Annotated in this window: 9 protein-coding genes; 6 read left to right on the forward strand and 3 right to left on the reverse strand. The window is 41.3% G+C overall.

Going from position 1 to position 12,646, the window contains the following annotated elements:
- Positions 1–5 precede the first annotated feature (5 nt).
- Genes AL038_RS17075 through AL038_RS17085 form a run of 3 tightly spaced genes read right to left on the reverse strand, consistent with a single transcriptional unit; the run spans position 6 to position 3,951 of the window.
- Complete coding sequence (locus AL038_RS17075) at positions 6–548, reverse strand: tetratricopeptide repeat protein (protein ID WP_062154884.1); 543 nt, start codon at positions 546–548, stop codon at positions 6–8.
- Positions 549–564: 16 nt separating this feature from the next.
- Positions 565–3,525, reverse strand: coding sequence for a tetratricopeptide repeat protein (locus AL038_RS17080; RefSeq protein ID WP_062154886.1), 2,961 nt, complete (start codon positions 3,523–3,525; stop codon positions 565–567).
- A 12-nt stretch (positions 3,526–3,537) separates the two neighbouring features.
- Complete coding sequence (locus AL038_RS17085) at positions 3,538–3,951, reverse strand: hypothetical protein (RefSeq protein WP_062154888.1); 414 nt, start codon at positions 3,949–3,951, stop codon at positions 3,538–3,540.
- 227 nt (positions 3,952–4,178) lie between these two features.
- Here AL038_RS17085 and miaB point away from each other — a divergent pair, with 227 nt between their 5' ends.
- The 6 genes from miaB (at position 4,179) to glnD (ending at position 12,515) form a co-directional block, all read left to right on the forward strand.
- Complete coding sequence (gene miaB, locus AL038_RS17090) at positions 4,179–5,504, forward strand: tRNA (N6-isopentenyl adenosine(37)-C2)-methylthiotransferase MiaB (RefSeq protein WP_062155600.1); 1,326 nt, start codon at positions 4,179–4,181, stop codon at positions 5,502–5,504.
- Between the two features lie 36 nt (positions 5,505–5,540).
- Entirely contained in the window at positions 5,541–6,539 is a 999-nt protein-coding gene (locus AL038_RS17095; protein ID WP_414635096.1) for a PhoH family protein, read from the forward strand.
- A gap of 132 nt (positions 6,540–6,671) precedes the next feature.
- The gene (ybeY, locus tag AL038_RS17100; protein WP_062154891.1) at positions 6,672–7,160 is read left to right on the forward strand and encodes an rRNA maturation RNase YbeY; all 489 of its coding nucleotides are present in this window, start codon (positions 6,672–6,674) and stop codon (positions 7,158–7,160) included.
- Positions 7,157–8,041, forward strand: a complete 885-nt coding sequence (locus tag AL038_RS17105) for an HlyC/CorC family transporter (RefSeq protein WP_062154893.1) — start codon at positions 7,157–7,159, stop codon at positions 8,039–8,041. The genes ybeY and AL038_RS17105 overlap by 4 nt, the downstream gene beginning before the upstream one ends.
- A gap of 355 nt (positions 8,042–8,396) precedes the next feature.
- The gene (locus AL038_RS17110; protein ID WP_062154895.1) at positions 8,397–9,674 is read left to right on the forward strand and encodes an NAD(P)/FAD-dependent oxidoreductase; all 1,278 of its coding nucleotides are present in this window, start codon (positions 8,397–8,399) and stop codon (positions 9,672–9,674) included.
- Between the two features lie 141 nt (positions 9,675–9,815).
- Positions 9,816–12,515: a [protein-PII] uridylyltransferase gene (gene glnD / locus AL038_RS17115; RefSeq protein ID WP_062154897.1), complete on the forward strand. Its 2,700-nt coding sequence runs from the start codon at positions 9,816–9,818 to the stop codon at positions 12,513–12,515.
- Positions 12,516–12,646 lie beyond the last annotated feature (131 nt).

Here is a 12,646-nt window from a genome sequence, read left to right on the forward strand (position 1 = left end):
CTTGGTTATTTGTCAGCTAAGTCACGTCTAATTTTTAAGGCTTCTTGGTAATACTGTTCTGCCTCTGCCCGACGGTTTGTATCACTTTGTAACAAATTAGCAAGGTTATTAAGTGTTAGAGCGACATAAGGGAGATAGACAGCCGGTTGTTTATCGGCTAAGTCACGATAATTCTTTAAGGTTTCTTGGTAATACTTTTCTGCCTCTGCCACCCGTGCTTGCAAGTTTTCGTATGCTTTTCGCAATTCATTGTAATTATTCATAACTTCTTCAGCAATTTTGGCTTTATCAAGCAATTCATTTCTTTCTTCTAAATATTTAATGCGTTGTTCATATAAATCGAACAATTTCTTTTCAAGTTCAGATTTTTCTTTCTGCGTTTGCTGATGTACTTTGGGGTCAACACCACAGTTCATCGTAACATTCTCCCCATCAGCATGTTGTACAAAAACATCACAACACTCATTAGCCTGTTGGCTTTGGTCATTAAACGCATAAACGGGGGGTAATATTGCCCAAATTGCTAAACAAATTGTTGTACGACGCATGATAGTTCTCGCTTGGTTATTTGTCGGCTAAGTCACGATAAATCTTTAAGGCTTCTTGGTAATACTTTTTTGCTTCTGCCCGACGGGTTGTATCACTTTGTAACAAATTAGCAAGGTTATTGAGTGTTAGAGCGACATAAGGGAGATAGACAGCCGGTTGTTTATCGGCTAAGTCACTATAATTCTTTAAGGTTTCTTGGTAATACTTTTCTGCCTCTGCCCGACGGCTTGTATCACTTGCTACTAAACTTGCAAAACCATTGAGCGTTTGAGCAACATAAGGGAGATAGACCGCAGGCTGTTTGTCGGCTAAGTCACATCTAATTTTTAAGGCTTCTTGGTAATACTTCTCGGACTCTGCCCGACGGCTTGTATCACTTGCTACTAGCACAGCAAGGTTGTAGAGCGTATCCGCAACATAAGGGAGATAGACCGCAGGCTGTTTGTCGGCTAAGTCACGTCTAATTTCTAAGGCTTTTTGGTAAAACTTTTCTGCCTCTGCCCGACGGTTTGTATCACTTGCTACTAAACTTGCAAAACTATTGAGCGTTTGAGCGACATAAGGGAGATAGACCGCAGGTTGCTTGTCGGCTAAGTCACGTCTGATTTTTAAAGCTTCTTGGTAATATCGTTCTGCCTCTGCCCGACGGGTTGTATCACTTGCTACTAAACTTGCAAAACTATTGAGCGTTTGAGCGACATAAGGGAGATAGACCGCAGGTTGTTCGTCGGCTAGGTAACGTCTAATTTTTAAAGCTTCTTGGTAATATTGTTCTGCCTCTGCCCGACGGGTTGTATCATCTGCTACTAACACGGCAAGGTTATTGAGCGTCCAAGCGATATCAGGGAGATAGACCGCAGGTTGTTTGTCGGCTAGGTAACGTCTGATTTTTAAAGCTTCTTGGTAATACTGTTCTGCCTCTGCCCGACGGTTTGTATCCTTTGATGCTAAATTAGCAAGGTTGTTGAGCGTCCAAGCGATATCAGGGAGATAGACCGCAGGTTGTTTGTCGGCTAGGTAACGTCTGATTTTTAAAGCTTCTTGGTAATACTGTTCTGCCTCTGCCCGACGGCTTGTATTACTTGCTACTAAACTTGCAAAACCATTGAGCGTTTGAGCAACATAAGGGAGATAGACCGCAGGCTGTTTGTCGGCTAAATCACGTCTAATTTTTAAGGCTTCTTGGTAATACTGTTCTGCCTCTGCCCGACGGTTTGTGTCACTTGCTACTAGACTTGCAAAATTATTGAGCGTTTGAGCGACATCAGGGAGATAGACCAAAGGTTGTGTGTTGGCTAAATCACGTCTAATTTTTAAGGCTTCTTGGTAATACTGTTCTGCCTCTGTCCGACGGCTTGTATTACTTGCTATTAATAGTGCAAGATTATTGAGCGTCATCGCGACATCAGGGAGATAGACCTCAGGTTGTTTGTTGGCTAAGTCACGTCTAATTTTTAAGGCTTCTTGGTAATACTGTTCTGCCTCTGTCCGACGGCTTGTATTACTTGCTATTAATAGTGCAAGATTATTGAGCGTCATCGCGACATCAGGGAGATAGACCTCAGGTTGTTTGTTGGCTAAGTCACGTCTAATTTTTAAGGCTTCTTGGTAATCCTGTTCTGCTTCTGCCTGACGGCTTGTATCACTTGCTATTAATAGTGCAAAGTTATTGAGCGTACCCGCGACATCAGGGAGATAGACAGCAGGTTGTTTGTCGGCTAAGTCACGTCTAATTTTTAAGGTTTCTTGGTAATACTTTTCTGCCTCTGCCCGACGGCTTGTATCACCTTTTACTAAATTAGCAAGGTTGTTGAGCGTAGTCGCGACATAAGGGAGATAGACAACAGGTTGTTTGTCGGCTAAGTCACGATAAATCTTTAAGGCTTCTTGGTAATCCTGTTCTGCCTCTGCCCGACGGTTTATATCACCTTTTACTAGAACAGCAAGGTTATTAAGCGTCATCGCGACATAAGGGAGATAGACAGCAGGTTGTTTGTCGGCTAAGTCACGATAAATCTTTAAGGCTTCTTGGTAATCCTGTTCTGCCTCTGCCCGACGGCTTGTATCACCTTTTACTAATTTAGCAAGGTTGTTGAGCGTAGTCGCGACATCAGGGAGATAGACAGCTGGTTGTTTGTCGGCGAGGTTACGTCTGATTTTTAAAGCTTCTTGGTAATATTTTTCTGCCTCTGCCCGATGGGTTGTGTCATCTGCTACTAATATGGCAAGGTTATTAAGTGTCCAACCTAAGTCATTTAAACGGGTTTTATCTGTTTCCACTAAGGGACGTAACCAATTTAAAATTGTCTGGTACGTTAGGATTGCTGTGTTGCGGTCACGGTAGGTTCTTGGTGATTTTTGGAGCGTATCTGCATAGGTAATGGCGTATTCAAAATTCTCAGGACGTAATTCATACGCCTTTTTTAAATGTGGATGGGCTTCATTCGGTTTAAAGGCAGCCAGTGCAACGCGGGCTTGTGTAAAATGTACTGTTGCTTTTAAATCAATTTGCGCTACTGGTTCCAAAGTGGCTAACAGTTTATCCAGAATCTGTTTTGCTTTTTCCAATTCAGCGGTTAATAAAGCCGTTTGTGCTTCTGTGAGTAATTGGGTTAAGTGTTCATCCGTTTGCGCATTCACCTGTGCTTGCAAGTTTTCGTATGCTTTTCGCAATTCGTTATAACTCTTCACAACTTCTTCAGCAATTTTGGTTTTATCAACCAATTCATTTCTTTCTTCTAAATATTTAATGCGTTGTTCATATAAATCGAACAATTTCTTTTCAACTTCAGATTTTTCTTGCTGCGTTTGCTGATGTGCTTTGGGGTCAACACCACAAATAATCTTAACTTTCTTTCCATCAGCATCTTGCACAAGAACATTACAATATCCATCAGCCTGTTGGCTTTGGTCATTAAACGCATAAACGGGGGGTAATATTGCCCAAATAGCTAAACAAATTGTTGTACGGCGCATGATGGTTCTCGCTTATTTGTTAGGTGTGCAACTACCAGATATCGTAATATTATTTCCACCCGAAATAACTGTATTACAATCACCTGTAGCGGTTTGCGATTTATTGGGAGAAATCACTACTATTAATACAAGCAATAACATAATACCAATAAGCCCTATGCCCCACCATCGCCATTGATGCACAATCACTTGAATTTTATTGTTGTTTCCATTGATTTGATTGCCGTCAATACGAATATTCGAGCCTGTTTGGGGTTTATCTTCTGATGTGTCTGAACTTTCCTTTAATTCATTAATCTGTCTATTCATTGCTTCAATCTCATTTTCTAGCTGAAATTTTCTGGCGGCATCGGTTTCTACTATCCGAGCTTGTTGTAAGTATTCTTTCTTTTCTTGCGCTAGCTTAATCAACGGTTGTTGTTCCATTATTTCACACTGACATTTTCAGAAAATTTAGACAATTAGATAAGAAAATTATCTATATAGCAAGCCTGAAGAAAAACAATTTATTGTGCTTATTTGCAGATATGGCGTTTTAGATTGATGGATTCTTTAGCGGCATACAGTGGGCATTTACTTTGCGTCCTTCTGATAGCTTGCTAGAATATAATTTACTGTAAATTTTCGCTGTGATGGGTGTTATTAAAAATTCAATGGGACGTAAACTCTATATTAAAACATTTGGTTGCCAGATGAATGAGTATGATTCATCTCGTATGGTGCAAGCTCTTCAAGTCGCGCATGGTTTAGAACCAACAGACGACCCAACAGAAGCGGATGTGTTACTCCTTAACACGTGTTCTATCCGCGAAAAAGCACAGGAAAAAGTGTTCTCGCAATTGGGCACGTGGCGGTCTTTAAAAGAAGCCCGTCCTGAAATTATGATTGGTGTCGGTGGTTGTGTCGCCAGCCAAGAAGGTGCGGCAATTAGAGAACGCGCCCCTTATGTCGATGTGATTTTTGGTCCTCAAACTTTGCATCGTTTGCCGTTAATGTTAAAAGCGGCTGAGCAATCGCGTAAACCGCAAATCGATATTTCTTTCCCTGAAATTGAAAAGTTTGATTGTCTGCCCGAACCCCGCGCGGAAGGCGTGAGTGCGTTTGTGTCGATTATGGAAGGCTGTAGCCGTTATTGCACGTTTTGCGTTGTTCCTTATACACGCGGTGAGGAAGTGAGCCGTCCATTTGAAGATGTGTTAGTTGAGGTGTCGCAATTAGCGCAGCAGGGGGTGCGTGAGGTCAATTTATTGGGGCAAAATGTAAATGCTTATCGTGGCGTGATGGCTGATGGTGATGTTGCTGACCTTGCGTTGTTAATTAGTTATGTTGCCGCCATAGAGGGTATTGAGCGTATTCGTTATACCACGTCGCACCCGATGGAATTAAGCGATAGTTTGATTCAGGCCTACGCTGATGTCCCTGCTTTAGTGAGTCATTTACATTTACCCGTACAGAGTGGCTCTGACTTGATTTTGTCGCGCATGAAACGCGGGCATACGGCTCTTGAATATAAGCAAAAGGTGCGACGCTTGCGAGAAATTCGCCCTAATTTGTGTTTATCATCGGATTTTATTATTGGTTTCCCCAGTGAAACAGAGGCGGATTTTCAGGCGACTATGCAATTGATTGAAGAGGTTGGTTTTGACCATTCTTTCAGTTTTATTTATAGCGCGCGTCCCGGCACTCCTGCGGCAAGTATGCCTGATGATGTGCCAGCCGAGGTTAAAAAACAGCGTTTGGCGATATTGCAAAAACGCATAGAGGATATGGCAAATGTTATTAGTCAATCGATGGTCGGCACTGTACAAAAAGTCTTAGTAGAACGACCGTCCAAAAAAGACCCGCAACAGTTGGCGGGACGGACGGAAAATAATCGTGTGGTTAATTTCATCGCAGACTCTCGTTTAATCGGTCAGTTTGTTAATATCCGTATTACTGAGGCTCTGCCTAATTCGTTACGGGGTGTGGTGGAAAATTAATGCAGCACATCCGCACAACAAGGAATCTTTTTACCCTTGAGCAAACAAATCCCAAATCCAGACACGCTAATGACGAATGATTTTATCTTAGAGCCATTTGATAATCAGAAATTAGCGAATTTATGTGGGCAGTTTGACGAACATTTACGCCAACTCGAAAGACGTTTTAATGTAAAAATCAACAACCGAGGTCATCAATTTCGGGTTGTTGGTATGGATGATGCCGTGAAAAATGTAACTGAAGTGTTGAATCAGCTTTATACTGCTAACGAACCCCTAAGCCCTGAACGGGTGCATTTATATTCTCAACCTGCAAGCCTTGAAGATGCGTTAATGCCTGCACCTTTAGATGATCCTGAAGGGGCTGAAGTGATTATTCGGACACGGCGCGGTATGGTGAGAGGTCGGGGAATTAATCAACGTAATTATCTTAATCGGATATTTCGCCATGATATTAACTTTGGTGTTGGCCCTGCGGGAACGGGTAAAACCTATTTAGCCGTTGCCTGCGCCGTTGAAGCCTTAGAGCGTGAGCAGATTCGTCGTATTCTGTTGGTGCGTCCTGCGGTAGAAGCGGGTGAGCGGTTGGGGTTTCTCCCGGGGGATTTAGCGCAGAAGGTCGACCCGTATTTACGCCCTTTGTATGATGCCTTGTATGAAATGTTGGGCTTTGAGCGGGTGACGAAGTTTATCGAGCGTAGTGTGATTGAAATTGCACCGTTAGCTTATATGCGTGGGCGCACATTGAATGATTCTTTCATCATTTTAGATGAGGCGCAAAATACAACGCTAGAGCAGATGAAAATGTTTTTAACCCGTATTGGCTTTGGTTCTACAGCCGTTATTACGGGCGACGTGACGCAAATTGATTTACCCAACGAAAAGCAGTCGGGCTTGAAACACGTTATTAAAATTTTACAAGAGGTTGAGGGTATCAGCTTTACGTTTTTTGATAGTAAAGATGTTGTTCGTCATCCGATTGTTGCGCGTATCATTGATGCTTATGACCGTGCAGAAAAAATGCTCGTAAAATGAGTACTAGGCGAGAACACTTGTTTTTCTGTTGGATGTCACTGTAAACTTTATTAATCCATCGTGGGACACTGTTTAATCAATGGTGTCCCCTTTTCTATTCACAACCGACACTCTTATCTCTAATGGACATCTATGAACGCAGACGTTGACCTTCAATACGCCTGTGCGGTTTCCGATTTACCCACCCGTAGCCAATTTGTGAGCTGGGTCAACGCCGTTTTACACCATCCTGATATTCAAACCCGCTTAAAAATCAGCCGTAAAAACGCGCTAACCATTCGTATTGTTGACGAAGCGGAAGGTAAAACATTAAATGAAACATGGCGACAAAAAGCCTATGCAACGAATGTTTTATCTTTTCCTTTTGAAACACCTAAAGGTTTAAAAATCCCTTTGTTGGGTGACATTATTATCTGCGCGCCTGTTGTCGTCCATGAGGCGAATGAGCAACAGAAACCGCTTCTTGCGCATTGGGCGCACCTTGTTATTCATGGTACGCTACATTTAATTGGTTATGACCATGTAGAAGATGCGCAAGCAGAGAGAATGGAATCTTTGGAAATTCAAGTTTTGCAACAACTGGGTTATTCCGATCCTTACAACACGATAGATAAGCCATGAACGCTGTCCCCCCCCCTTCTCAAACAACTTCTTTAATGTTTTCTTGGTTTGGACGTTTACGCCAAGCACTTGCAAATGAGCCGCAAGATAAAGAACAATTGATAACCCTGTTACGTGATGCACAAAAACGCAGTCTATTTAATACCGATACGTTAAATATGATTGAGGGTGCGTTAGCGATTGCTGAAATGCAGGTGCGCGATATTACGATTCCGCGTGCGCAAATGGTGGTTTTATATTTGGACGATACGCCCGAAGATATGATGCGGACGGTAATAGAATCAGGACATTCTCGCTTTCCGATGTTGGGCGAGAATAAGGATGATGTTCAAGGTATTTTTCTTGCTAAAGATTTGCTGGAATATTTTGCCCAAGGTAAACCGAATGATTTTAATCCGCGTGATTTAATGCGTCCTGCGGTCTTTGTGCCTGAAAGTAAGCGGTTAAATATTTTATTGCGCGAGTTTCGTACCAGTCGTAACCACATGGCAATTGTCGTCGATGAATATGGTGGTGTTGCGGGTTTAGTAACGATTGAAGATGTGATTGAACAAATTGTGGGTGATATTGATGACGAACACGATTTTGATGATCAAGTGTATATTAAACCCAGAGAAACAGATATTTACTCGGTTTTGGCCTTAACGCCAATAGAGGAGTTTAATGAATACTTTAAAACTAATTTTAGTAATGAAGAATTTGACACCATTGGCGGCGTTGTGATTAATACCTTTGGACATTTACCGCAACGTGGAGAAAAAATCTTTTTAGAAGGCTTAGAATTTGAAGTTATTCGTTCTAATAGTCGTCGTTTACACTTGTTACGAGTAAGGCGAATGAGTTTTCCCGCTGTGACAGACGAGGATTATATTGACTTATAGCGGGTATTCTTAAGCCGTTGTCAGTGGAGAAAAACGGCTTTTCCTCTGCCAAGTATTAAAGAAAAACAATGGATACTATCGCTTAAAGTGCGCTTGAGGTGATGGTATCCGTGTAATCACCTCCAACAGACTAAGAACATTTGTAACGGTGTTCATGTAGCTTTAGCCGTATTTTTACTATCATTTCAGTTTATCTCCAAATACATTTCCTATTCCAGCATTAGGATTAACCCACGTTTAGGGTCAGTGCAAATTTACCCGCACAATGGGGTATGGTTGAACCTGTTATGTGCGTTAATGTCTATCGCCTAGTATTATGTAACCAATAGAATAATAAAGATAATAAGGGGGAGTTTTGAAAATTGCCATTATTGGAACGGGTATTTCAGGATTGTGTGCTGCATGGTTATTACATACACAACATGATATTACGATTTATGAACAAAATAATTATGTTGGCGGACATAGCCAAATGATTACCGTGAAAACCGACGAGGGAATTTTTAGTATAGATACAGGGTTTCTTTTATATAACGAATTAAACTATCCAAACTTATCTGCTTTATTTAATTACTTAAATATAAAAACGCATCAGATGGCAATGAGTTTTTCTATGTCACTGGATCAAGGAAAAATTGAGTATGCGGGGAGTGATTTAAATACCTTATTTGGACAACGGCGCAATTTATTTAATCCTGATTTTTATTTGTTATTGTGGGATATTTTACGATTTAATCGAGAAGGGAAAGCGTTGTTAGCAAATAAAAACCCGTCTGTAGTTACATTAACGCTCGGCGATTTTTTACAACGAGGCGGTTATAGTCAAGCATTCCGTCTGCATTATTTATTGCCCATGAGCGCGACGATTTGGTCTTGTCCTGCAAATAAAATATTGTCTTTTCCCGCGCTAACGCTACTCCGTTTTTTTCATAATCATGGACTATTAACCCTTAGCGACCGTCCTTTATGGCAGACAATAGAGGGTGGCACACAACGCTATATTCAAATAATTACCGCAGACATCCGTGATAAATTACATCTTTCCACCCCTGCAACTGCTATTACACGCCACCCGACAGGTTGTTATGTTTATGATGCGCTAGGTAATCAAAACACATTTGATGCAGTCGTGATTGCAACCCATGCCGACCAAGCCTTAACATTACTTACCGACCCTAGCGACGCAGAACAACAATTGCTCAGTTGCTTTAAATATCAAAAAAATCGGGCGGTGTTACATACGGATATTTTACTAATGCCATTACGACGGCGGATTTGGTCAGCATGGAATTATATTGCAACCACACACCACAATCAGATAAAAGAAGTTTCCGTCACCTATTGGATAAATCGTTTACAATTCTTACCCACTAAACAAGCCTTTTTTCTTTCCTTCAACCCCCAAATTGAACCACAACATCCTTTACATGAAATAAACTATCAGTATCCCATTTTTGATAGTCGCGCCATTATTGCGCAAGGCAAACTGAAACAACTGCAAGGACAACAGAATACTTGGTATTGTGGCAGTTATTTCAACAACGGTTTTCATGAAGATGCGTTAAATTCAGGTTTAGCGGTTGCTAACGCTTTGGGCATTAAACCAATGTGGCAATGCCAAGCGGTAGGGTAAAATAATCATTTGTCCTCAAAACAAAAAAAACGCTAACGCTCTCGTTAAAATACACCCGCTATAATTTATGTGCTGTTGCAAAAAAAAATTGTCCCCATCATATTCATCATCACGCTTTATTGACGCTAGATTTCCCTAATTATGTTTGCCGCAACCCCGACCGACCTACAACTGTTTGACCCTCAAAAATTCGCGCTCCTGCTCGCGCAAGCTAACTCGCCTGTTAAAGCCTTTCGTGAGGCATTACAACAAGGAAATGAGATACTTAATGCACGGTTTCAACTTTCTATGAATGCGATAGAAGCAGTTACCCAGCGCGCATGGCTGATTGACCAGATATTATTTGCGGCATGGCAATGTTACAACTGGTCTGTGCCTGACGACATGGCATTAGTTGCCGTTGGCGGTTATGGACGGGGCGAATTACATCCCTATTCAGATATAGACCTGATGATTTTATTGCGTCATCCCATGGATAACACAACACAAGAAGACGCAACCGCATTTATTACGTTTTTATGGGATATTCAGTTAGAAGTTGGGCATAGTGTTCGCACCCTAGACGAATGCGAACAAGAAGCCCTTGCAGACATTACGGTGATTACTAACTTAATGGAAGCACGCTTATTAACAGGCTCACAAACCCTATTTAATGATATGGTTGGGCGCATTCATCCTAATCGAATGTGGGCAAGCAAAGAATTTTTTGCCGCTAAAGTCAATGAACAAAATTTACGCCACGAAAAATATCACGGTACAGGCTACAATCTTGAACCCAATATAAAAGAAGGTCCCGGTGGTTTGCGTGATATTCAAACCGTTGCATGGGTTGCAAAACGCCATTTTGGTGCGCGAACCTTACACGATTTAGTTCATCATGGCTTTTTAACAGAAGAAGAATACAAAGCAATGATAGGCGGACAAGAGTTTTTATGGAAAATCCGCCAGTTATTACACATCATGGCAAAACGGCGTGAAGACCGTATTTTATTTGACCATCAACGCTCGCTTTCTGCGACGCTCGGTTATCACGATACCAACGCCCATTTAGGCGTTGAAGACTTCATGAAAAACTACTACCGCACTATTAAAGAACTCAGTAGTTTAAATGACATGCTCTTACAATTGTTTCATGAAGTTATTCTATACGGCGATTTGCCCGCAAATATTCGCCCGCTTAATAAACGCTTTCAAGTGCGTAACGACTATATTGAGGTTATGCACGATAAAGTCTTTATGAATTATCCATTTGCATTGTTAGAAATTTTCTTACTGTTACAACAAAATCCAGAAATACAAGGCATTAGAGCAAGCACCATTCGATTAATGCGTCAATACCGCTGGTTAATTGATGATGCCTTTCATCGTGATTTACGGGCGCGTAGCCTATTTTTTGAAATCATTCGCCAACCGCGCGGTTTAACCCGTTCTTTACGGCGTATGAATCGTTACGGCATTTTAGGGGCATATATTCCCGCCTTTGGCAAAATTGTTGGACAAATGCAATACGACCTGTTTCATGTTTATACCGTTGATGAACACAGTATTTTCGTTGTGCGTAATCTGCGTCGTTTTGGAATTTTAGAATTTCGCCATGAATTTCCCTTCTGCTCAAAAATTATGGATTCTTTACCCAAGCCCGAATTATTGTATTTAGCGGGTTTATTTCACGATATTGCCAAAGGAAGGGGGGGCGACCATTCTATTTTAGGGGAAAGTGAAACCATGATTTTTTGTCAAGCACATGGTTTAAGTGACTATGATGCGCGCTTTGTTTCATGGCTGGTTCGTCATCATTTACTGATGTCCATCACGGCTCAACGCCAAGACACTTCCGACCCTGAAGTCATTAACCATTTTGCGCAAAAAATCGGTGATTGTGTTCGCTTAGATTATTTATACCTGCTAACTGTTGCGGATATTCGCGGTACAAATCCCAAATTGTGGAATAATTGGAAAGATGCGTTACTTGTTGATTTATACCGTAAAACTCGGCATGTATTGCGCAATGGATTAGGTAATGTGCCTGATAAACAATTTCACATTCGCAATATTCGAAGCCAAGCCCTACAACTGTTGCAAGGGTCAAATGAAGGAAAAGTAAAAGCTTTTTGGGATGATTTGGGCGATGACTACTTTTTACGCTCTTCACCTGAAGAAGTCGCCCGCGAAACGTTTGCCGTGTTAAACCATATTGCGATAGCAACGCCTTTAGTCATGGAACGGCACAACACACAAGGCAGTACTGAATTTACTGTGTTTGCACATGAACGCGATTCCTTGTTTGCAGAAATCACTTACTTTCTGGAACAACAAGGCATTACCATTGTTGATGCGTATATTATTCCCACACAAAGTGAATTTACGATGGCGGGTTTTTCCGTCTTAGAAGAAAGTGGCGCAGAAATTCATGATCAAGAACGGGTAGAGGGTATTTTACATGCCTTAAAAGAAGCCTTAAGCCGTGATACAAGTGTCCCTTTTTATCCCATCAATCGGCGTATTCCGCGTCAGGTCAAATACTTCACTGTTCCAACCCGTATCACATTTACACAAGACCGTAGCAATGACCATACGATTTTAGAAGTGATTACCACCGACCGCCCGGGACTACTCTCGCGTGTTGCACAAGCCTTTGTTAATTGCGATGTTCGTTTGAAAAAAGCCAATATTGCAACATTAGGTTCACGGGTAGAAGACGTATTTTTTATTACTGACCGTACTAATCACTTGTTGTATTCCTCAGACCAACTAGACGCATTGCGTGAAGAATTATCCATGGTTTTAGACGTGGAAAAAGAAGTAAAGATGAATGCCAGTTCAAAAGCGATTACTTTTTGAATTATCACTTATTTGTCTGAATCAGAATTTTCAGGATTTACAGAATTTCCAGAATTAAAAGGAATAACGGACAATATTATTTTAAGTGATATTATCCCTCGTTCATTTTTCTGGTTTTTAATTCTGGAAAT

Source organism: Beggiatoa leptomitoformis (assembly GCF_001305575.3).
GTDB lineage: Bacteria > Pseudomonadota > Gammaproteobacteria > Beggiatoales > Beggiatoaceae > Beggiatoa > Beggiatoa leptomitoformis.